The 21,429-nt window shown below is 63.6% G+C and carries 19 protein-coding genes; 5 read left to right on the top strand and 14 right to left on the bottom strand.

Features of this window, described 5'->3' with window-relative positions; all coding sequences use genetic code 11:
* The first annotated feature begins 68 nt into the window (after positions 1-68).
* Positions 69-1,433, top strand: coding sequence for a glutamate--cysteine ligase (locus CMN27_RS13495; protein ID WP_293627220.1), 1,365 nt, complete (start codon positions 69-71; stop codon positions 1,431-1,433).
* Between the two features lie 274 nt (positions 1,434-1,707).
* Here CMN27_RS13495 and CMN27_RS13490 read toward each other — a convergent pair whose 3' ends face one another.
* Both CMN27_RS13490 and CMN27_RS13485 read right to left on the bottom strand, forming a co-directional pair.
* On the bottom strand, positions 1,708-2,901 hold the full coding sequence (locus CMN27_RS13490; protein ID WP_293627218.1) for a cation diffusion facilitator family transporter: 1,194 nt from the start codon (positions 2,899-2,901) through the stop codon (positions 1,708-1,710).
* Between the two features lie 61 nt (positions 2,902-2,962).
* On the bottom strand, positions 2,963-3,691 hold the full coding sequence (locus CMN27_RS13485; protein ID WP_293627216.1) for an epoxyqueuosine reductase QueH: 729 nt from the start codon (positions 3,689-3,691) through the stop codon (positions 2,963-2,965).
* Between the two features lie 83 nt (positions 3,692-3,774).
* Here CMN27_RS13485 and CMN27_RS13480 point away from each other — a divergent pair, with 83 nt between their 5' ends.
* On the top strand, positions 3,775-4,086 hold the full coding sequence (locus CMN27_RS13480) for a hypothetical protein (protein WP_293627214.1): 312 nt from the start codon (positions 3,775-3,777) through the stop codon (positions 4,084-4,086).
* Between the two features lie 97 nt (positions 4,087-4,183).
* Here CMN27_RS13480 and CMN27_RS13475 read toward each other — a convergent pair whose 3' ends face one another.
* The 10 genes from CMN27_RS13475 to grpE all read right to left on the bottom strand — a co-directional run bounded on the left by CMN27_RS13475 (position 4,184) and on the right by grpE (position 16,387).
* A complete protein-coding gene (locus CMN27_RS13475) occupies positions 4,184-4,573 on the bottom strand; it encodes an ectoine synthase (protein ID WP_293627212.1) in 390 nt (129 codons plus the stop codon).
* An 81-nt stretch (positions 4,574-4,654) separates the two neighbouring features.
* Entirely contained in the window at positions 4,655-5,932 is a 1,278-nt protein-coding gene (ectB, locus tag CMN27_RS13470) for a diaminobutyrate--2-oxoglutarate transaminase (protein ID WP_293627210.1), read from the bottom strand.
* Positions 5,933-5,999: 67 nt separating this feature from the next.
* Positions 6,000-6,542: a diaminobutyrate acetyltransferase gene (gene ectA, locus CMN27_RS13465; RefSeq protein ID WP_293627322.1), complete on the bottom strand. Its 543-nt coding sequence runs from the start codon at positions 6,540-6,542 to the stop codon at positions 6,000-6,002.
* A gap of 167 nt (positions 6,543-6,709) precedes the next feature.
* Entirely contained in the window at positions 6,710-9,934 is a 3,225-nt protein-coding gene (gene carB, locus CMN27_RS13460; RefSeq protein ID WP_293627208.1) for a carbamoyl-phosphate synthase large subunit, read from the bottom strand.
* A 44-nt stretch (positions 9,935-9,978) separates the two neighbouring features.
* Complete coding sequence (locus CMN27_RS13455) at positions 9,979-10,362, bottom strand: GxxExxY protein (RefSeq protein ID WP_293627206.1); 384 nt, start codon at positions 10,360-10,362, stop codon at positions 9,979-9,981.
* 27 nt (positions 10,363-10,389) lie between these two features.
* Positions 10,390-11,517 carry a glutamine-hydrolyzing carbamoyl-phosphate synthase small subunit gene (carA, locus tag CMN27_RS13450; protein ID WP_293627204.1) on the bottom strand — a complete coding sequence of 376 codons (1,128 nt, stop codon included), beginning with the start codon at positions 11,515-11,517 and terminating at the stop codon, positions 10,390-10,392.
* 110 nt (positions 11,518-11,627) lie between these two features.
* Positions 11,628-12,440 carry a 4-hydroxy-tetrahydrodipicolinate reductase gene (gene dapB, locus CMN27_RS13445; RefSeq protein ID WP_293627202.1) on the bottom strand — a complete coding sequence of 271 codons (813 nt, stop codon included), beginning with the start codon at positions 12,438-12,440 and terminating at the stop codon, positions 11,628-11,630.
* A gap of 30 nt (positions 12,441-12,470) precedes the next feature.
* Entirely contained in the window at positions 12,471-13,607 is a 1,137-nt protein-coding gene (dnaJ, locus tag CMN27_RS13440) for a molecular chaperone DnaJ (RefSeq protein ID WP_293627200.1), read from the bottom strand.
* Between the two features lie 79 nt (positions 13,608-13,686).
* A complete protein-coding gene (gene dnaK / locus CMN27_RS13435) occupies positions 13,687-15,633 on the bottom strand; it encodes a molecular chaperone DnaK (protein WP_293627198.1) in 1,947 nt (648 codons plus the stop codon).
* A 124-nt stretch (positions 15,634-15,757) separates the two neighbouring features.
* Complete coding sequence (gene grpE, locus CMN27_RS13430) at positions 15,758-16,387, bottom strand: nucleotide exchange factor GrpE (RefSeq protein WP_293627196.1); 630 nt, start codon at positions 16,385-16,387, stop codon at positions 15,758-15,760.
* 184 nt (positions 16,388-16,571) lie between these two features.
* Here grpE and CMN27_RS13425 point away from each other — a divergent pair, with 184 nt between their 5' ends.
* The 3 genes from CMN27_RS13425 to bamE all read left to right on the top strand — a co-directional run bounded on the left by CMN27_RS13425 (position 16,572) and on the right by bamE (position 19,694).
* Positions 16,572-17,465: an NAD(+) kinase gene (locus CMN27_RS13425; protein ID WP_293627194.1), complete on the top strand. Its 894-nt coding sequence runs from the start codon at positions 16,572-16,574 to the stop codon at positions 17,463-17,465.
* The gene (gene recN, locus CMN27_RS13420; protein WP_293627192.1) at positions 17,465-19,138 is read left to right on the top strand and encodes a DNA repair protein RecN; all 1,674 of its coding nucleotides are present in this window, start codon (positions 17,465-17,467) and stop codon (positions 19,136-19,138) included. Before CMN27_RS13425 ends, recN begins: the two co-directional genes overlap by 1 nt.
* A gap of 115 nt (positions 19,139-19,253) precedes the next feature.
* Positions 19,254-19,694, top strand: coding sequence for an outer membrane protein assembly factor BamE (gene bamE, locus CMN27_RS13415; protein WP_293627190.1), 441 nt, complete (start codon positions 19,254-19,256; stop codon positions 19,692-19,694).
* Here the strand turns inward: bamE and CMN27_RS13410 are convergent.
* On the bottom strand, positions 19,680-20,006 hold the full coding sequence (locus CMN27_RS13410) for an RnfH family protein (RefSeq protein ID WP_293627189.1): 327 nt from the start codon (positions 20,004-20,006) through the stop codon (positions 19,680-19,682). The two genes, bamE and CMN27_RS13410, sit on opposite strands and share 15 nt — an antisense overlap.
* On the bottom strand, positions 20,003-21,412 hold the full coding sequence (locus tag CMN27_RS13405) for a sodium-dependent transporter (RefSeq protein WP_293627188.1): 1,410 nt from the start codon (positions 21,410-21,412) through the stop codon (positions 20,003-20,005). The genes CMN27_RS13410 and CMN27_RS13405 overlap by 4 nt, the downstream gene beginning before the upstream one ends.
* Positions 21,413-21,429 lie beyond the last annotated feature (17 nt).

The raw sequence follows: 21,429 nt of genomic DNA, 5'->3' as shown, positions 1-21,429 counted from the left end.
CGCCAAATTCAGACTGCAGCATGATGCGCCTGGCCTGCGGCCAGCGATCATGACCGATTGGAGAATCCATGTCGGCGCCTTCACAATCCGGCGGCGCGACGATCACGGATCGCCGCCAGCTCATCGAATACTTCGAAAACGCCTGCAAGCCGCCGAGCCGTTGGCGCCTGGGTACCGAGCACGAGAAATTCGTGTTTGATCGCGACACCCTCAGGGCCCTGCCCTACGAGGGCGAGCGCGGCATCCACACCTTTCTGGAAAAGCTGCAGCGCTTCGGCTGGCAGCCGATGACCGAGAACGGCAATCTCGTCGCACTTGAACTGGGCCGTTGTCATATCACGCTCGAACCCGGCGGCCAGCTCGAACTCGCGGGCGCCCCGCTGGATAGCGTCCATGAAACCTGCGACGAGATCCATGTGCATCTCAAACAGGTCAAGGAAGTCGCTGCCGAACTGAATGTCGGCCTGCTGGGCCTGGGTTTTCAGCCCAAATGGGCCCGTGCCGACGTGCCGTGGATGCCCAAACAGCGCTACGACATCATGAAGGCCTATATGCCCAAGGTGGGCACGCTCGGGCTCGACATGATGCTGCGTACCTCGACTGTCCAGGTGAATATCGACTACGGCTCGGAAGCCGACATGATCCAGAAGTTCCGGGTCGGCCTGGCGCTTCAACCGGTGGCCACGGCGCTGTTCGCCAACTCGCCCTTCACCGAGGGCAAACCGAACGGCTTCGTGTCGTACCGCAGCCAAATCTGGACCGATACCGACAACGACCGCTCCGGCATGCTCGACTGGGTATTCGACGACGACATGGGCTTCGAACGCTATATCGAGTACGCGCTCGATGTGCCCATGTACTTCGTCTATCGCGACGGGCGCTATATCGATGCGTCCGGCCAGTCGTTTCGCGATTTCATGGCCGGCAAGCTGCCCGCCCTGCCGGGCGAACTGCCCACGCTCTCCGACTGGGACGATCATCTGACCACGCTCTTCCCGGAAGTGCGCCTCAAGCGCTTCATGGAAATGCGCGGCGCCGACGGGGGCCCCTGGCGACGCCTGTGCGCCCTGCCCGCGCTGTGGGCGGGCCTGTGCTACGACAGCGAAGCCCTCGACGCCGCCTGGCAGTTGTGTCGTGACTTCAGCGCCGAAGAACGCAATCGCCTGCGCCGCGAAGCCCCCATCCATGGCCTGAAAACGCCGTTTCGCGATGGCACCCTGCAGGATGTGGCACGCGAAGTGGTCGCCATCGCCCAGGGCGGGCTGGAAAGACGCGCACGGCTGGACAGCCAGGATCGCGACGAACGGATGTATCTCGACCAGCTGGCCGAAATCGCCGAGACCGGCGTCACGCCTGCGGAAACGCTGCTGGATCTGTATGCCGGCCGCTGGAATGAATCGGTCGACCCGGTGTTCACCGAGTTCGCCTATTAGCGGCGGGTCGGCAAACGCCCACTGTGTAACCTGCGGTTTTGTTTTCAAGAAAATAAAACGGTCCGCAAATGAACGCCAATAAACGCGAATGCAAGACAAGACGGCTGATGCACGGCGCTATTCGACCGTAACGGCTTCGTTGCGCTCGATTATGGGGGTAAAACCAATATCAGGCTTGAGCGCTTAAAGCTGACCTGACGCCCGATGATTATCGGTCTTCATGCTTAATCGCGTTTGTTTACGTTCATTCGCAGACGTTATCTTGCCCACGCGATCACTCGTGACGCTGCGTGCGTTGCGGTGCGGCGTAGAGCAGCCGGATTTCGGCAATCGGGCTGATCTCGCGGGCGATGGCATCGAAGGCGGCCTGATCGCGCTCGTGGAACGGTACCCGCGCCAACGGTAGCTGGACCTCGACTTCGATGACGTCGTCGAGATAATGCAGCGTCACCCGCTGAATCCCGTCTGCCGCCGGCAGGTCCTGCCAGGCCCGTTCGAGTTCGGGCAGGATCTGTTCGCGCAGGGGTAGCGCATGGGCCGCGTCGGAATCGGCATGACCGTCCGGCTCGATATGTACGCAGATATCGGCGATCTCGTCCACGTGGCGCACCAGCCTCGATGTGATCGCCTCGCTGATGCGATGCGCCTCTGTCAGGCTCACGTAAGGGTCGACGAACACGCCCACATCGGCGAACGCGTCGTGACCGCCCATCGTGCGGGTGCGCAGGCGGCGCATGTGCCGCACGCCGGGCACGGTGGCGATCTGTTCGCGCACCACCTGAATACGGTCAGCCTTCAGCCCCGTATCCACCAGTTCGCGAAAGCTCTGCCAGCCATAGCGTATGCCGATGAAGGCAAGCATGAGGCCGATGAGAATGGCGCCGAGCGCGTCGAGCGCCGCATAGCCGAGCATGGACCCGCCGATCGCTACGAGGGCCGCGATCGACGACAGCGCATCGCTGCGGTGATGCCAGGCATTGGCTTCGATGAGCTGGGATTTTGCCTTGCGCGCGACGCGCAGGGTGTACCAGAACAGGCCTTCCTTGAGCACCAGCGACAGAACCGCGACCGCCAGCGCGAGCAGCGTGGGTGGCGTGCTGGGCGCGTCGGTGGCCAGATGGCGAATCCCGTCGTAGGCCAGCGCGCCGGCGGTGATGAGCAAGAACAGCGACACCAGCGACGTCGCCGCGGTTTCCATACGGGCATGACCATAGGGATGGTCATGATCGGCCTGCTGCATGCCCATTTGCACGGCGCCGAGCACCACCGCGTCGCTGAGCAGGTCAGCCGCGGAATGCACGCCGTCAGCAATAAGCGCCTGCGAATGCCCGATTACCCCGACCAGCACCTTGATCAGCGCCAGCGGCAGATTCACCAGGGCACCGACGATCGTCGCCCGGCGCTTGGCGCTGAAGTCCGAGCGCGCCTGACGATGCGCGGCGGCGGAATGCACATGGGGGCGGGTCATGGCGAAATTATAGCGAGGCGGTCGTAAGAATGGCGTCAGCCACGCGCCGACGCGCCGCGATTCAGTCCGTGCTCCGATCGAGCGTCGGATATTCGCCACGGCCGGGCACGTTCGCGCTGCGAATGGCCTCGCGGCCGTAGAACTTGATGCCTTTCTGAATCCGGGGCCTACCGCTCGCCGTGCGGTGGCGGTTGGTATCCCGCAGGCTGTACACACAGCCGCAGTATTCCTGCTGGTAAAAGGCCTCGCGCTTGGCGATCTCGATCATGCGGGCAGCCCCGCCCTGCTTGCGCCAGTTCAGCGTCCAGTAGGTGACATCGTCGTAGCGATTGGCCGCGCGCACGCCGGCTTCGTTGATCTGGGCCATGTTCTTCCAGCGCGAGATGCCCAGCGTGCTGGAGACCAGGCCATAGCCGTGCTCGGCGGCATACAGCGCCGTACGCTCGAAACGCATGTCGAAACATACGGTGCAGCGACGCCCACGCTCGGGCTCGTTTTCCAGCCCGCGAATACGGTCGAACCAGTTGTCGGTATCGTAATCGCCATCGATATGCGGGATGCCGAGCTGTTCGCAGTAGCGGATGTCTTCCGCCTTGCGCATCTCGTATTCCTGAACCGGATGGATGTTCGGGTTGTAGAAATACACGGTGACATCGATACCGGCGGCCTTGACCGCGGCCAGCACTTCTCCGGCACAGGGCGCACAGCAGGAATGCATGAGCAGCTTGGCGTCGGTTTGCGGCGGCTCGAGTTCGGGCCGCTCGTAGTTGTCGAGGCTGTAACGATTCATGGCGATTGGCGCTCAAATGCGATAATCGGCGTCATTGTCCGGCTTTGACGGGCACTCGTCCATGCAAGAAAGGTAAAGATCGAATGAAACAAGGCAGTCTCGTCATGGCCATGATCTGGATGGCCGTCCTCTCCCTGCTGCTGTTCTGGCTGCCGCTGCTCGGCCCCCTGATCGCGGGCTTCGTGGGCGGTCGCACCGCGGGCAGCGCCGGTCGCGGCCTGCTCGCCGCCGTACTACCGGCGGCCGTGCTGTGCTTCGTGCTGGTCGGCTTTGGTACGGCGCTGGCCGGCCTGCCGCTGATCGGCATCATCGCCAGCGCGGGCCTGTTCGTGCTCATCGTGGCGCAGAGCCTGCCCCTGCTCGCGGGTGCGCTCGTGGGCGGACTGACCGCCTAGAGCGCCCCGCCCCGCAGACGCCAGGCACAAAAAAGCCCCGGTCTTTCGACCGGGGCTTTTTCAGATCCGTACTGAATCTCGCGAGCTAATCGCGTGATCAGTCTTCCGGCGGCACATAGGCGCCGTCTTCATCATGGATCTCGCGGCCGGTGACCGGCGGGTTGAAGGCACAGACCAGCTTCATTTCCGTCTTGGCCTTGAGCGTATGCTTGTCGTGGTTATCCAGCGCATACACGGTACCCGGCTCGATCTTGTGCTCTTCGCCGGTGTCACGGTTAACGATCGTGCCTTCGCCCTGATAGCAGAACACCGCTTCGAGGTGGTACTTGTACCACATGTCGAACTCGAGGCCCGGCGGGAAGGTCGTTTCGTGAAACGAAAACCCCATGCCGTCGCTTTTGAGCAACCAGCGCACGCTGGTCCAGCCGTCCGGGCTGATGACTTCGCGATCGGTGCCGCGCAGGTCTTCGGTACGCACAATCTTCATATAAGACTCCTAGCGTCTTGTGATGATCCACACCTCTGCATCCTACAGTATGTGTGAAGGATTGCAGTCAAAAACGAACGATCAGGCCGCGCTGTTGAGCAGGCCGTGACGTTCGAGCACGGTGGCCAGCGCCTTTTCGATGATGTCCAGGCCTTCGGCGATATCTTCATCGGTGCTGATCAGCGGCGGCATGACCTTCATGACGTTGTCGTCGGCGCCCGCCGTTTCCAGGATCAGCCCGTTTTCGAAGCATTCGCCAGCGATCTCGTCGGCCAGCTCTGCGTTCTCGCAGTCCATGCCGATGAAAAAGCCACGGCCACGGATTTCAGCTTTGAAGGACGGCTGTGCATCCACCATCGCGTTCAGGCGCTGCTTGATGGTCTCGCTCTTGCGCAGCGTTTCCTTCTCGAGCTTGTCGTCGCTCCAGTAGGTTTTCAGCGCCGCGTTGGCGGTGGCGAAGGCGTGGTTGAAGCCACGGAAGGTGCCGTTGTGCTCGCCCGGGCTCCAGATATCCAGATCCGGACGGATCATGGTGATCGCCAGCGGCAGGCCATAGCCGGACAGCGACTTCGACACGGTGATGATGTCGGGTTTGATACCCGCCGGTTCGAACGAGAAGAACGGCCCCGTACGGCCGACGCCGGCCTGGATATCGTCCACGATGAACAGCATGTCGTGCTCGTGGCAGAGTTTTTCGACCTTCTTGAGCCAGTCGAAGCTGGCGACGTTGATGCCGCCCTCGCCCTGCACCGTTTCAACGATGATCGCCGCCGGCTTTTCCAGACCGCTGGAGCTGTTCTTGAGCATGGCCTCGAGATCGTCGGCGGTATCCCGGCTTTCGCCGAAATAGCCGCAGTACGGCAGCGGGGTGGCGCCCGGCATGGCCACGCCGGCACCACCGCGCTTGGAGGCGTTGCCGGTCACCGCCAGCGCACCCAGCGTCATGCCGTGATAGGCATTGGTGAAGAACAGCACGCCCGGACGCTTCTTGACCTTGCGCGCGATCTTGAGCGCGGCTTCCACGGCGTTGGTACCGGTCGGCCCCGGGAACTGGATCTTATATTCCATGCCGCGCGGCTTCATGATCACGTTCTCGAAGGTTTCGAGGAAACGCACCTTCTCGGCCGTGGCCATGTCCAGGCCGTGGGTCACGCCGTCGGACTGGATGTATTCGATCAGCGCGGCTTTCATGGTCTCGTCGTTATGACCATAGTTGAGCGCGCCGGCGCCGGAGAAGAAGTCGAGATACTCGCTTCCGTCCTGGGCCTTCATGCGGTTGCCCTTCGCCCAGGTAAACACCTTGGGGAAGGAGCGGACATAGCCGCGGACTTCGGATTCAAGACGATTGATGATTTCCATAAATACTCCTGAGCTGTTGCTCGGATAATCGATGACCTGCGGCCGCATGGCAAGCGGCCGAGCGATGCTATTCGGTGTCGTGCGCGATCACGCTCGCGCGGTCGAACGGGCCGATGCGGAAAAGAATTTCCGGCTCGTGGGGTTCGTCGTCGAAATCGCCGAACATTTCGCTGGAAAAAAGCTCGCTTTCGTCGACGGTCGTTTCCAGGCGACGCGCGAGACCACGGAACAACGCGATGGACGGGTCGTTGCTCGGCCCGATGGTGGTATCCAGATAGCGCACGTTCTCGCAGGCCTCGCGTTCGAGGATTTCGAAAAGCATGCGCGTGGCCAGACCGCGACCGCGGCCGGCTTCGGCCACGCCGACTTGCCATACGAAGACGATATCGGGCTGGGCCGGGAGAATATAGGCGGTAATGAACCCCACCAGTTCGCCGTCGATTTCGGCGACCACGCTGGTCGCCGCGTGATGCTCGCCAATGAGCATGTACGCGTAGGCGGAGTTGACGTCGAGCACGCCCAGGTCGTGGACGAGTCGGAGAATGCCGGCGCCGTCCTCTTTACGGGGCGGGCGAAACCGGACTTCGTTTGCAGAATGTTGGTCGCTAATGGCTACAGTCTGTGTTTTGGTTTGATCGCATTATAACGAGTTCGCAGACTTTTTTCGGCCTCGGGCCGCGCACCACTGCCGCAAGGGGTGCCGCCCGACCGTCCAGACCCGCACGTATCGCAGGCCTGGTGCGGGCTTCGAGCCCGCACCACCGGCTGCTGTATCCGCTAGGCCGGGATCGAGGCCTGAATGGATTGCAGCGAATAGACCTGCGCCGCGCGCCCATCCGCGAGTGCCGTGCAGCTGGCCTGGGCACCGGCGATGGTGGTGAAGTAGGCCACCTTGTAGCGCAGCGCGGTAATGCGGATCGAACGCGATTCCTCGATCGCCCGCTTGCCCTCGGTGGTATTGACCACCAGCTGGATTTCGCCGTTCTTGATCATGTCGACGAGATGCGGCCGGCCTTCCTTGACCTTGTTGACCACCGTGCATTCCACGCCGGCCTCGCTGATCGCCCCGGCCGTGCCGTGCGTGGCCACGATTTTGAAGCCGGCATCGGAGAGTTCGCGTGCAAGCTTGACCGCATGGGGCTTGTCGCCGTCGCGTACCGTGATCAGCGCCGTGCCGCCCTCGGGCAGACCCACGCCCCCGGCGAGCTGCGACTTGGCAAACGCCTCGCCAAAGGTACGCCCAACGCCCATGACCTCGCCGGTGGACTTCATCTCCGGGCCCAGCAAGGGATCGACGGTCGGGAACTTGGAGAAGGGGAACACCGCCTCCTTGACCGCGAAATGCTCGATCTTACGTTCGGCGCCAATGTTCTGCTCGGCCAGCGTCTGCCCCGCCATGCAGCGTGCGGCGATCTTGGCCAGCGGCACACCGGTGGCCTTGGACACGAACGGCACGGTACGCGAGGCGCGCGGATTGACTTCCAGCAAATAGACCTCGCCGCCACGAATGGCGAACTGCACGTTCATCAGGCCCACCACCGACAGCCCGCGCGCGAGTGCGGCGGTCTGGCGGCGTACCTCGTCGAGCACCTCGGCGCCAAGACTGTAGGGCGGCAGCGAACAGGCCGAATCGCCCGAATGCACACCGGCCTGCTCGATATGTTCCATGATGCCGCCGATGAACACATCCGTGCCGTCGCAGATGGCATCGACGTCCAGCTCGATCGCATCTTCCAGAAAGCGATCCAGCAATACCGGCGAATCCGGCGAGACCTTGACCGCGGCGGTCATGTAGCGCTGCAGATCCTCCGGCTCGTAGACGATTTCCATCGCCCGGCCACCCAGCACGTACGACGGGCGGACCACCATGGGAAAGCCCACTTCTTCGGCCAGGCGCATGGCCTCGGCCTCGGAACGTGCGCTGCGGTTGGCCGGCTGCTTCAGGCCCAGCTTGTTGACCAGATTGAGGAAGCGATCGCGATCCTCGGCCAGATCGATCGAATCCGGCGTGGTGCCGATGATCGGCGCGCCGGCAGCTTCCAGACGGCGTGCGAGCTTCAACGGGGTCTGGCCGCCGTACTGCACGATCACGCCCTTGGGCTTCTCGACATCGATGATCGACATCACGTCCTCGAAGGTCAGCGGCTCGAAATAGAGCCGGTCCGAGGTGTCGTAGTCGGTGGAGACGGTTTCCGGGTTGCAGTTGACCATGATGGTCTCGTAGCCGTCTTCGCGCATCGCAAGTGCTGCGTGCACGCAGCAGTAGTCGAACTCGATGCCCTGGCCGATCCGGTTGGGGCCGCCGCCGAGCACCATGATCTTGTCGCGATCCGTGGGGTTGGCCTCGCATTCCTCGTCATAGGACGAATACTGGTAGGCCGTGGCGGTCGGGAATTCGGCCGCACAGGAATCCACCCGTTTGTAGACCGGCACGATGCCGTTTTTCAGCCGCGCGCGGCGCACCGCGAACTCGTCGCAGCCGAGCAGCGTGGCCAGCCGCAGATCGGAAAAGCCCTTGCGCTTGTAGGCGCGCAGCGTATCCGCGTCGATATCGCCCAGCGTGGACTGCGCAAGCGCGCCCTCCATGGCGATGAGCTCCTCGATCTGGTCGAGAAACCAGGGGTCGATATGGCTCAGCCGGTGCACTTCCTCGAGGGTGAAGCCGGCCCGGAACGCGTCGCCGATGTACCACATGCGTTCGGCACGCGGCGTCGACAGCTCGGCCCGCAGGGTGTCCTTGGCCGCGTCGCTGGTCAGGTCGTCGAGCTTCGGCTCGAAACCGTCGGAACCGATTTCCAGGCTGCGCATCGCCTTCTGCAGCGATTCCTGGAAGCTGCGGCCGATGGCCATCGCCTCGCCTACCGACTTCATCTGCGTGGTCAGGCGACTGTCGGCGGCCGGAAACTTCTCGAAGGTGAAGCGCGGCATCTTGGTGACGACATAGTCGAGCGCCGGCTCGAACGAGGCCGGCGTGGCACCGCCGGTGATCTCGTTGTCGAGCTCGTCGAGCGTATACCCCACCGCCAGCTTGGCCGCGACCTTGGCAATGGGAAAACCCGTCGCCTTGGAGGCCAGCGCGGAGGAGCGCGACACGCGCGGGTTCATCTCGATGATGATCATCTTGCCGTCGGCGGGATTGATGGCGAACTGCACGTTCGAGCCGCCGGTATCCACGCCGATCTTGCGCAGGCACGCCAGCGAGGCGTCGCGCATGACCTGGTATTCCTTGTCGGTCAGGGTCTGGGCCGGCGCGACGGTGATGGAGTCACCGGTGTGCACGCCCATGGCGTCGACGTTTTCGATCGCACAGATGATGATGCAGTTGTCCGCATGGTCGCGCACCACCTCCATCTCGTATTCCTTCCAGCCCAGCACGCTCTGTTCAAGCAGCACTTCGTTGGTCGGCGACAGCTCCAGACCGCGCGAGAGCAGATCCTCGAACTCCTCACGGTTGTAGGCGATGCCACCGCCGGTGCCGCCGAGGGTGAAGGACGGGCGCATGATGATCGGAAAGCCGATGCGGGCCTGTACTTCGATGCCTTCATCCATCGTATGCACGACCGCCGACTCGGGCGTGGCCAGCCCGATCTCGGTCATGGCCGCACGAAAGGCGCTGCGGTCCTCGGCCATGTCGATGGCCTCCTGCGTGGCGCCGATCATTTCGATGCCGTGCTTGGCCAGCACACCCGAGTTATACAGATCGAGCGCGCAGTTGAGCGCAGTCTGGCCGCCCATGGTGGGCAGCAAAGCATCCGGCTTTTCGGCCTCGATGATGCGCTCGACCGTCGCACAGGTGATCGGCTCCACATAGACCGCGTCCGCCGTTTCCGGGTCGGTCATGATGGTGGCCGGATTCGAGTTCACGAGAATGACGCGAAAGCCCTCGTCCTTGAGCGCCTTGCAAGCCTGCATGCCCGAGTAGTCGAACTCGCAGGCTTGGCCGATCACGATCGGGCCGGCACCGATGACTAGGATGCTTTTCAGGTCTGTGCGCTTAGGCATAAATCACTTGTCCGCAAATTGACGCAAATGAGCGCAAATAAAAGTCAGATCGGCGAAGAGTCGTCGTGCGACTTAACAATGCGCTTCACGCCGAGGCGTTGGGTACCAAAATTCAAGAGCAGGCCAACAGTAATACCCGTCGCCTGCAGGTAATTCATAAGTTGCGCTTCATGGGTCGACGTGATTGCCGCCAACGCCTTGATCTCGATGATCAAACATTGCGCGACCACGATATCCGCGACGTATTGGCCGATCACCACGCCACGGTAATAAACCTTGAGCGCCTTTTGCTGTTCGAATTCGATGCGCTGGTCGCGAAGCTCGATCGCCAGCGCATTCTCATAAACATTTTCGAGAAAACCGCAACCAAGCTGGTTGCTTACCGTAAATGCACAACCGATGACACGCTTTGAAATATTGTCTTCCATTTGCGCTCATTCGCGTTGATTTGCGGACTACCGATGGCTTTCCATCGCCCGCATGAAGCGATCGAAGATCGGCGCCACGTCATGCGGGCCGGGGCTGGCTTCCGGATGCCCTTGGAAGGAAAACACCGGCTTGCCGACGATCTCCATGCCCTGCAGGGAGCCGTCGAACAGCGACCGATGGGTCACGCGAGCGGTCTCGGGCAGGCTGGCTTCGTCGATGGCGAAGCCGTGGTTCTGGCTGCTGATCATCACTTCGCCGGTATCCACGTCCTGCACCGGATGGTTGGCGCCGTGATGGCCGAACTTCATCTTCAGGCTGCGACCGCCGGCGGCTAGGCCCAGAATCTGGTGGCCCAGACAGATACCCAGCGTCGGAAAGCCCCGCTCGATGAGCTCGCGACAGGTCGCGATCGCATAATCGCAGGGTTCCGGATCGCCCGGCCCGTTGGCCAGCAGCACGCCGTCCACGCCCATGTCCAGTACGTCGGCAACCGGCGTGCGCGGCGGCACGACCGTGAGCTTGGCGCCGCAATCGACCAGGCGACGCAGGATGTTGTACTTCACGCCGTAGTCGTAAACGGCAACGTGATAGCTCGGCGGCGCGGCCGAATGCGCGTCGTTGGGCCCGACCCAGGTCGGCTCGGACCAGGTGTAGATCTCTCGCGTACCCGCATCGGCGGCCAGATCCGCGCCTTTCAGACCCGGGAAGGCGCGCGCCTGGGCAAGGGCTTCGTCGGTGTCGATCGTATCGCCGGCCACGATACATCCGTTCTGGGCGCCCTTTTCCCGCAGCAGGCGCGTCAGCCGTCGGGTATCGATATCGCCGATACCGACGATGCCGTTCTCCTCGAGGTATTCGATCAGCCCGCTGGATGCACGCCAGTTGCTCTGGGCCCGCGGGACTTCGCGAATAATCAGGCCGGCCGCCTGAACCCGATCGGATTCGACGTCTTCGGGGTTGGCCCCGGTATTGCCGATATGCGGATAGGTCAGGGTGACCATCTGCTGGCGATACGAGGGATCGGTGAGGATTTCCTGGTAGCCGGTCATGGCCGTGTTGAACACGACCTCGCCCACCGTCGTGCCAGGGGCACCGATTGCACGACCGTGAAACAGGCTACCGTCTTCGAGCGCGAGCACAGCTTTAGGGCGCAACAATGCCTCCAGGATCCGTGGGTTGGGTAGACGTTCCGGCGTTCGACGAACGAAACCGGGCGCGGGCGGCGCCGAATTATAGCGGCTCGAACCTCGCGCGGCCAGTTTCCTCAGTCGCCGCCCAGGCCCAGCACATCGTTCATGTCGTAGCGCCCGGCCGCCTGCGAGACCACCCACGCCGCGGCCCGCATCGCGCCGCCGGCAAAGGTCTGGCGGGAGGAGGCCTTGTGCGTGATCTCGACGCGCTCGCCTTCGCCGGCAAAAAGCACCGTGTGTTCGCCGACGATATCGCCGCCGCGAATGGTCTGAAAACCAATGGTGCGTTGCTCGCGCTCGCCCGTATGCCCCTGGCGGGCATAGACCGCACAGTCGTCGAGATTGCGGCCGGTGGCATCGGCCAGCACTTCGCCCATGCGCAGCGCGGTTCCCGAGGGCGCATCCACCTTATGGCGATGGTGAGCTTCGATCACTTCGATATCGAAATCGTCGCCCAGCGCTTTTGCTGCTGTTTCAAGCAGTTTCAGCGTCAAATTCACGCCAGCGCTGAAGTTCGGCGCGAATACCAGCGGGATTTTCTCGGCCGCGGCATCGAGCCGGGCAAGCTGGTTTTCATCGAAGCCGGTGGTGCCGATCACCATGGCCGCGTTACCCGCCACGCAGTCGTCGAGTGCGGCCAGACAGGGCTCGGGGCGGGTGAAATCCACCAGCACGTCGAATGTCGACGCATCGCGATCGGCCGCGCTGGCAATCGCGACGCCGAGATCCTCGCCGGTGGCCAGACGACCGGCATCCTGGCCCAGCGCCGGGCTGTCCGGCGCTTCAAAGGCGGCGGCCAGGGTCAGCGCCTCGTTGCGCTGGCAGGCGATGATCAGCTCCCGCCCCATGCGCCCGGCGGCGCCGTTGATTGCTACGCGTGTGGTCATGGCCTGCCCGTCCTTGTGCGCTGTTATCGACTAGCCGAGGTGTTCGTTGAAGAAGCGTTTTGCCTTGTCCAGCCAGGAACTGGTGGCCGGGCTGTGACTGCGACCGCTGTTCTCGAGGCTGTCGCGAAACTCTTCGAGCAGCTTCTTCTGCTTGGCGTTGAGGTTGACCGGCGTTTCCACCGACACCTTGCAGAGCAGATCGCCCGGTGCCGAGGTGCGTACCGACTGTACGCCCTTGCCCCGCAGCCTGAACGTCTTGCCGGACTGGGTTTCGGTGGGAATGCGCAGGCTCACCTTGCCATTCAGGGTCGGCACGTCGATCTCGCCGCCGAGTGCGGCCGTGATCATGTCGACCGGCACATTGGCTCGCAGGTTGTTGCCGTCGCGCTCGAAGAACTCATGCGGCTTGACGTTGATCTGTACATACAGATCGCCCGAGGGGCCGCCCATTTCGCCGGCTTCGCCTTCGCCGGACAGACGGATGCGATCGCCGTTGTCTACGCCCGGCGGCACCTTGACCGACAGCGTCTTGGACGACTGCACACGGCCCTCGCCGCCACACTTGCGACAGGGGTTGCGGATCTTCTTGCCGCTGCCGTGGCAATCCGGGCAGCTTTGCTGGATCGACAGGAACCCCTGCTGAATGCGTACCTGACCCACACCCTGACAGGTCGGGCAGGTATCGACCGGCGAATCCTTCTCGGCACCACTGCCGTCGCAGGCGTCGCACTGGTCGAGCGTGGGAATACGAATTTCGACGGTATCGCCGCCGATCGCGGTTTCCAGATCCAGATCCAGATCGTAGCGCAGATCCGCGCCGCGCGAGGCACGCTGACGACCGCCGCCCATGCCGCCACCGAAGATATCCGAGAAGATATCGCCAAAGATGTCGCCAAATCCGCCGGCACCGGCGCCACCGAAGCCGCCGCCTCCGGCCGCTCCGCCGAGCCCGGCATGACCGAACTGGTCGTAGGCCTGGCGCTTCTGGTCGTCCGAGAGCACCTCATAGGCCTCGGAGGCTTCCTTGAAACGCGCCTCGGCATCGGCGTCGTCCGGATTGCGGTCCGGATGGTTTTTCATCGCCAGCCGGCGATAGGCTTTCTTGATTTCGTCCTTCGACGCGCCTTTCGACACGCCAAGCACTTCGTAGTAATCGCGGTTCGCCATGAATCCTTGACCTTTACAACCAAAAACGCCGGGACAACGGCTGGCGCTGCCCCGGCTGTAGGACTACCCGATCGTCAGATCAGGAGTTGGTGCCCGACTTCTTGTCGTCGTCCTTGACTTCCTCGAAGTCCGCATCGACGACGTCGTCGTTCGAGCCGCCCTGATCCTGGGCCTGGCCTTCGCCGGCGGCCGCGGCGTCTTCGCCCTGGCCGTCGCTATAGGCCTTTTCCATGACCGGCGCAGAGGCTTCGGAGAGCTTCTGCGTCTTGGCGTCGATCTCGTCCTTGTCGTCGCCTTCGAGCGCGGTGCGCAGTTCGGCGATGGCGTCGTCGATCGGCTTCTTCTCGTCTTCGCTGACCTTGTCGCCGAGATCGCGCATGGCTTTCTCGATGCCGTGGATCAGGCTGTCGGCCTGGTTACGCGCCGTGATCAGCTCGTTGAACTTGGCGTCTTCCTCGGCGTGCGCCTCGGCATCGGCCACCATCTTGTCGATTTCCTCGTCGGACAGGCCGGAGGAGGCCTTGATGACGATCGACTGCTCCTTGCCGGTCGCCTTGTCCTTGGCAGACACGTTCAGGATGCCGTTGGCGTCGATATCGAAGGTGACTTCGATCTGCGGCGTGCCACGCGGCGCCGGCGGGATATCCGACAGGTCGAAACGGCCCAGCGACTTGTTGCCCGAGGCCTGTTCGCGCTCACCCTGGAGCACGTGCACGGTCACGGCCGGCTGGTTGTCTTCGGCGGTGGAGAACACTTCCGACTTGCGGGTCGGAATGGTGGTGTTCTTCTCGATGAGCTTGGTCATCTTGCCGCCCAGGGTTTCGATACCCAGCGACAGCGGCGTGACGTCAAGCAGCAGCACGTCCTTGGTGTCGCCCGACAGCACCGAGCCCTGGATGGCGGCACCCACGGCCACGGCTTCGTCCGGGTTCACGTCCTTGCGTGCTTCCTTGCCGAAGAAGCTCTTCACTGCTTCCTGCACGGCCGGCATGCGCGTCTGGCCGCCGACGAGGATGACGTCGTCGATATCCGAAGCCTTCATGCCCGCGTCCTTGAGCGCGGTCCGGCAGGGATCGATCGTACGGGCGACCAGATCCTCGACCAGGCTTTCCAGCTTGGCCCGGGTCATCTTCATGTTCAGATGCTTCGGGCCCGACTGATCGGCGGTGACGTAGGGCAGGTTGATTTCGGTCTGCTGCGTGGAGGACAGCTCGATCTTGGCCTTCTCGGCGGCCTCTTTCAGGCGCTGCAGGGCCAGCTTGTCCTTGCGCAGATCCACGCCCTGTTCCTTTTCGAACTCGGCGGCGATGTGCTCGATGATGGCGTTGTCGAAGTCTTCACCACCCAGGAAGGTGTCGCCGTTGGTGGCATGCACCTCGAACTGGTGCTCGCCGTCGACTTCGGCCACTTCGATGATGGAGATATCGAAGGTACCGCCGCCCAGGTCATAGACCGCGATCTTCTTGTCGCCGCCTTTCTTGTCCATGCCGTAGGCCAGCGCGGCCGCGGTCGGCTCGTTGATGATGCGCTTGACGTCGAGACCGGCAATACGACCGGCGTCCTTGGTGGCCTGACGCTGTGCGTCGTTGAAGTAGGCCGGCACGGTGATCACGGCTTCGGTGACCTTCTCGCCGAGATAGTCTTCGGCGGTGGCCTTCATCTTCTGCAGGACCTTGGCCGAGACTTCCGGCGGCGCCATCTTCTGGCCACGGGCTTCGACCCACGCATCGCCGTTGTCGGCCTTGACGATCTTGTAGGGCACCGCGTCGATGTCCTTCTGCGTGGTCGGATCGTCGAAAGTACGACCGATCAGACGCTTGATCGCATACAGCGTGTCGTTGGGGTTGGTGACCGCCTGGCGCTTGGCCGGACGACCGACCAGCGTCTGGTCGTCGTCGGTGAACGCGACGACCGACGGCGTGGTGCGCTCGCCTTCCGCGTTCTCGATCACTTTAGGCTGGTCGCCTTCGAGCACGGCCACGCACGAGTTCGTGGTGCCGAGGTCGATACCGATAATCTTACCCATGTTTAATTCCCTCTACTTCGCACTGCATTGGCAGCGTCTTCAAACTTGACTTGACAATCGATCTGGGGCGCACGGTGTACGTTTTCAAGCGCCCCACCCCTTTATGCGCCGTATTTTCCTTCGCCTATGAGCCGCTGTCGGCCGGCTTGGCGACGACCACCATGGCCGCACGCAGAACACGCCCGTTGAGCGTGTAGCCCTTCTGCATCACCTCGGCGACCGTGTTCGGCTCCAGCTCGCTGCTGGGCTGGGTCGAAACCGCTTCATGGAACTCGGGATTGAAGGCCTCGCCCTTGGGGTCGATCGCTTCAATGCCGACCTTTTCCATGCTCGACACCAGCATGCGCACGGTCATGTCCATGCCTTCCTTGAGCTTGTCGTAGTCGCCGCTTTGTTCCTCGGCGGCCTTGAGACCCAGCTCCAGGCTGTCGCGCACGCCCAGCAGCTCGGAGGCGAATTTTTCGATCGCGAACTTGCGCGCCGATTCCACGTCGCGCTGGGCGCGCTTGCGCACGTTTTCCATCTCGGCATGCGCACGCACGGCCTGATCGCGATACTGCTCGGCTTCGGCGCGTGCCTGGTCGAGTTCGGCCTGCAGCTCGTCGGTTTCCGCGATGCTGTCGGCGGTGACATCACCGGGCTCGACGTAATCCTCGGTGCCGGTCTGGATACCTTCCATATCCGGCTGCGGCGTGTTTTCGGCCGCGGAATCCGTTTCGTCGTGCGGTGTGTTGTGTTTTTCGTCCTGGCTCATCTGTTGCAAATCCCCGCTTGTTGGACGGTGCCGGCGAGAACTGCCCTGCGCCGGCTTGACTGCCTTCACCATTGGGCTGGCTGCAGCCATTTCAAGCACGGCGTACGCCCGGTTTTCGTTGAAATTGTCGGACAAGGCGTGAATGCTTACGCGATCGACTTCCCGGCAGGCCGCAGGCAAGCGCATGGCGCAACAGTTCGAAACCGTCGGCATCCTGGCCAAGAAACACGACGACGGCGTACGCCAGACCCTCAAGAACCTCATCGCCGATCTACAGACCCGCGGCAAGCAGGTGTTGCTTGACGAAGGCCACGCCAGCGCGCACGAGGGGGTACAGACCTGCGCGCGGGCCGATCTCGGCGAACGCTGCGATCTGGTGGTGGTCGTCGGCGGCGATGGCACCCTGCTGGATGCCGGGCGCGCGGTCGCGGCCTCTGGCACGCCGTTGCTGGGCGTGAACCTCGGCCGGCTCGGCTTCATGGTGGACGTACTGCCGGCCGACATGAGCGCCACGCTCGACGATATCTTCGCCGGCGACTACATCGCCGAATCGCGGCTGATGCTGTGCGCACAGATCGAGCGCGCGGACGGCGCTTTCCAGGATGAACTGTTCCCGGCGATCAACGAATGTGTGATCCGCAATCAGGCCTTCGCACGGGTTCTGGATTTCGATACCTACATGAACGGCGCCTTCATCAGCCATCACCGCGCCGACGGCATGGTGGTGGCCACACCGACCGGCTCCACCGCCTATGCCCTGTCCGGCGGCGGGCCGGTGCTCCACCCCGCGCTCAACGCGCTGGCGCTGGTGCCAATCTGCCCGCATACGCTGTCGGATCGGCCGCTGATCGTCGACGCCGATCATGAAATCGAGATCCGCGTGGCCGGGACCCTCGACGGCGCGGCGCTATTCACCAGCGACGGCCAGGTCAGCCAGCCGCTGGGCGCGGGCGACTGCGTGCACATCCGCCGCGGCGCCCACGATCTCAAGCTCATCCACCCGCCCGGCTACGACTATTTCAATATCCTGCGCAACAAGCTGCAGTGGGGCCGCGGCCAGCAGCTGGCGTCTTCCTGATGCTGGCCGAAATCACCATCCGCAATTTCGCGATCATCGATCGGCTGGACGTCGAGTTCGAAGCGGGCATGACGGTGCTCTCGGGTGAAACTGGCGCAGGCAAGTCGATTCTGGTGGACGCGCTCAACCTCATCCTCGGCGATCGCGCGGATGCCCAGGCCGTGCGTGAAGGCGCCGAACGCGCCGAGGTCAGTGCCCGCTTTACGCTCGACGATGCCCCCAGCGCCCGCGAGTGGCTGGCCGAACACGAACTCGACGACGACAACGAATGCCTCATCCGCCGCGTGGTCGCCACGGAAGGACGCAGCCGCTGCTGGATCAACGGCACGCCCATGCCGGCCCGCGAACTGCGCGAACTGGGCGAACGACTGGTGGATATTCACGGTCAACATGCGCATCAATCGCTGCTGCGTCGCAGCGCCCAGCGCGACCTGCTCGACGAATACGGCGAACACGCCAACGTACTCGCCGCCGTGGCCGAGGCCGCCGACAAACTGCGCGAAACACGCGCAGCGATCGCGGCCATCGAACAGGTCGACGATGCCGGCGCGATGCGTATCGATCTGTTGCGCTACCAGGTCAGCGAACTCGAAGCGCTGGATCTGGGTGCGGACGAACTCGACGAGCTGGAAGCCGAGCACCGCCGGCTGGCCAGCGCAGAACGGTTGATAGGCGACGGCCAGCGCGCGCTGACCCTGCTCTACGAAGCCGAAGAAGGCGCGGCCATGGATCAGCTCGGCAGCGCCGAGCGGCTGGTGGGCGATCTGGCCGAAATCGACGACGGCTTCGCGCCCATCCTCGAACTGGTGGCCAGTGCGCGTATCCAGGCACAGGAAGCGGTCGATGCCCTGCGCCACCACGTGGATACGCTGGATATCGACCCGCAGCGCTTCAAGGAAGTCGAACAACGCCTGGGCAGCATTCAGGATCTGGCCCGCAAACATCATTGTGCGCCGGCCGAGCTGCCGGCTCTTGCCGCTCGCCTTGCCGAAGAACTCGACACACTGGAAGGCGCCGGCGCGCGCCTGGAAACGCTCAAGAAGGACGAGGCCCGGCAGACCGAGGGCTATCACGAGGCCGCCGCGGCGCTCAGCACGAAGCGCAGCGCCGCCGCCAAGCAGCTGGGCGCGGCCATCACCGACATCATTCGTTCTCTGGGCATGCCGGAAGGCGAGTTCAGCGTACGCATCACGCCGGGCGCGCACGCGCGCATCAACGCGAGCGGCACCGACGAAATCGAATTCCTGATTGCCGCCAACCCGGGCCAGAGCGCACGTCCGCTCGAACGCGTCGCCTCCGGCGGCGAGCTGTCGCGCATCAGCCTGGCGATCGAGGTGGTGGCCGCCACCCGCACCCGCGTGCCGACCCTGGTGTTCGACGAGGTCGATACCGGCATCGGCGGCGGCGTCGCCGAAATCGTGGGCCGCCAGCTACGCTCGCTCGGCGCCGCCGGGCAATCGCTGTGCGTGACCCACCTGCCGCAGGTCGCCGCGCAGGCCGCCCACCATCTGCATGTGGCCAAGCAGGTGCGTAACGGCCATACCTCGACGCGGATCACCTATCTCGATGCCGATACACGCGTCGAGGAGATAGCGCGCATGCTCGGCGGCGTCGAGCTGACCGCCCAGACGCGCGCCCATGCGGCCGACATGATCGAACGGGCCCGCGATTGAGCCCGCGTATATTCGAGTTCGTACACGCATGCCCGGTGTTCGGGCCGCGACCGTTTGGCAGCCATAAAACGGCTGCCGTATGATGCCCATCGCCAACTACGGGTCCAAGAAGTCTATGAGAACAGCCGCCGTACTCGTCATGCTGCTCATGCTCAGTGCATGCAGCCTACCGGTCTTTTTCCGCGTGCCGGTGGTGCAGGGCAACGTGGTGACGGCCAAGAACGTCAACCAGCTCGAAATCGGCATGACCAAGCGTCAGGTCGAGTACGTCATGGGCACGTCGCTGATCGACAGCAGCTTCGAAAACGATCGCTGGGATTATGTCTTCTACTACCGCGATCCGCGCGCACACGTGCGCAAGAGCGAGCTCAACCTCTACTTCGTCAACGACAAGCTGGCCGAGATCGATGGCGACGAGGAATACACCACGCAGATCATGGACGACGAACCGGTGCCCTCGAGCGTGACCCCCGGCCCGGATAACGACCTGCCCGGCAGCGACGACATCGACCGCTCCGCAGATCGCCAGCTCAGCCGTCCCCTACCCGGCACCTGAGCCGTCGGAGCCCGCCCGCTCGCTGCGGCGACGGGCATCCACGCGCGCTCGGCGTCGCTGGCGCGGGTCGGCCGTAAGCGGCCGATATATTTCCAGGCGTTCACCGTCCTTGAGCAGCTGCTCGGGTCGGATCTTTCGCCCATAGACGCCCAGCGGCGGCACATCATCGCCTACCCGTTCGCGATAGACACGGTCGAGACCGCTGGCCTGAAGCGCATCGGCCGCGCATGCCGGCGTTTGCAGCCGCACGCGCTCGCGCAGGCATTCGCCCGGCAGGGCCAGCACGACCTCCACTTCGATCGATTCGCTCACGGAAACCACACCATTTCGATCAGGCGCAGTGCGCCCAGGGCATAGGCCAACACGAGCACCAACACGATGCGCGTGGGATAGCGAAGCAGCGCATGCCAGAGCGCGAAACCGGTCGCCCGGCTGTATTGGCCGGCATGCTGCCAGGCATCCACCAGCCGCTTGCGGGCCAGCACCCGCCCGAGCAGGATGCACAGCAGCAGCCCGGTCAGAGGCCCGATCAGCTGGGCGGTGATCAGCATCAGCCAGCCGAACAGGTTGTAGCCGCACAGCGTTACCCGATCCAGCACGCCAAACGACAGCAAGGCGGCCATGCCCAAAAGCGCCAGTGCGAGCCCCGCATAAAGCGTTGCGCGCAGGCGCGTATAACCGCTGCGCTGCTGGACCAGTTGGACCACCGGCTCGAACAGGCCGATCGCGGTCGAAAGACTCACCAGCGCCACCAGCACGAACATGATCGGCGCCTGCCAGTCGCCCGCCATGGCCACCGGCAGAGTTTCGAACAGACTCTGGATGCCGACGTCCAACTGGGCTTCGCTGGGGCCCACGAACACGGCCAGCATGAAGGCACAGGCCAGCGATACCGCCAGATCAACCCCCAGGATCACCAGCGAGAGGCGCACCACCGGCGTATTGCTGGGCAGATAACTGCCGAAACAGACCACCACGCCGGTGCCGAGGCTGAGCGTGAAAAACGCCTGATACAGCGCTTCGAACACGCCGCGCCAGCCCAGCGCGGCGAAGTCGACCGCGAATATCGCATAGAGCGCGTCATCGGCGCGCCCGTGCATGGCCGCCGAGACAACCAGCGCGGTCAGCGCCATGAGCATGCAGAACGCGAGCGTGCGCATGACCGGCTCGACGCCACGGCGCAGGCCGTGTGCGGCGGTGGCGACTATCAGGGCAAAGAACAGCAGCAGCCAGCCGAAACCGCGCTCCGAATCGCGCGCAAACGTCACGAACTGCGCGCTCGCCGCCGATACCGAGCTGCCATCGAGCATGCCGGTCACGCCGCGCAGGCTGTAGGCCAGGCTCCAGGCCGCCACAACGCTGTAGGCAGCCAGCAGCATGCCCGCGCCGGCCACCGCGAGATAGCCGCTCCAGATCCAGAGCCGCGAATGCGGCGCGTTACGGGTCCAGGCCGCGATCACCCCCGGCACATCTGCCCGCGTGCCGCGCGCCATGAGCAGCTGCCCGGAAAACAGCGGCAGCCCCATGCTCAAGAGTGCGATGGCATAGACCAGCAGAAACGCCCCGGCGCCGTAATCCGATAACAGATACGGCAGCCGCCAGAGGTTGCCCAGGCTTACCACCGCCGCCGTCATCGCGATGACGAAACGCGATGAGGACGACCATTCCGGACGCTGTGCGAAGGCCACCATCAGCGCGGCATGCGCCCGAATGGGCACCCGCTTGCGTGGGTCCC

Source organism: Salinisphaera sp., assembly GCF_002729955.1.
In the GTDB taxonomy this organism is placed as follows: Bacteria; Pseudomonadota; Gammaproteobacteria; order Nevskiales; family Salinisphaeraceae; genus Salinisphaera.
This window is presented reverse-complemented; position numbering and strand designations above follow the sequence as displayed.

Coding starts and splice junctions, on each gene's coding strand:
- CMN27_RS13495 (WP_293627220.1), top strand. CDS start 69: ATGTCGGCGCCTTCACAATCCGGCGGCGCGACGATCACGGATCGCCGC.
- CMN27_RS13490 (WP_293627218.1), bottom strand. CDS start 2,901: ATGACCCGCCCCCATGTGCATTCCGCCGCCGCGCATCGTCAGGCGCGC.
- CMN27_RS13485 (WP_293627216.1), bottom strand. CDS start 3,691: ATGAATCGTTACAGCCTCGACAACTACGAGCGGCCCGAACTCGAGCCG.
- CMN27_RS13480 (WP_293627214.1), top strand. CDS start 3,775: ATGAAACAAGGCAGTCTCGTCATGGCCATGATCTGGATGGCCGTCCTC.
- CMN27_RS13475 (WP_293627212.1), bottom strand. CDS start 4,573: ATGAAGATTGTGCGTACCGAAGACCTGCGCGGCACCGATCGCGAAGTC.
- ectB (WP_293627210.1), bottom strand. CDS start 5,932: ATGGAAATCATCAATCGTCTTGAATCCGAAGTCCGCGGCTATGTCCGC.
- carB (WP_293627208.1), bottom strand. CDS start 9,934: ATGCCTAAGCGCACAGACCTGAAAAGCATCCTAGTCATCGGTGCCGGC.
- CMN27_RS13455 (WP_293627206.1), bottom strand. CDS start 10,362: ATGGAAGACAATATTTCAAAGCGTGTCATCGGTTGTGCATTTACGGTA.
- dapB (WP_293627202.1), bottom strand. CDS start 12,440: ATGACCACACGCGTAGCAATCAACGGCGCCGCCGGGCGCATGGGGCGG.
- dnaJ (WP_293627200.1), bottom strand. CDS start 13,607: ATGGCGAACCGCGATTACTACGAAGTGCTTGGCGTGTCGAAAGGCGCG.
- dnaK (WP_293627198.1), bottom strand. CDS start 15,633: ATGGGTAAGATTATCGGTATCGACCTCGGCACCACGAACTCGTGCGTG.
- grpE (WP_293627196.1), bottom strand. CDS start 16,387: ATGAGCCAGGACGAAAAACACAACACACCGCACGACGAAACGGATTCC.
- CMN27_RS13425 (WP_293627194.1), top strand. CDS start 16,572: ATGGCGCAACAGTTCGAAACCGTCGGCATCCTGGCCAAGAAACACGAC.
- recN (WP_293627192.1), top strand. CDS start 17,465: ATGCTGGCCGAAATCACCATCCGCAATTTCGCGATCATCGATCGGCTG.
- bamE (WP_293627190.1), top strand. CDS start 19,254: ATGAGAACAGCCGCCGTACTCGTCATGCTGCTCATGCTCAGTGCATGC.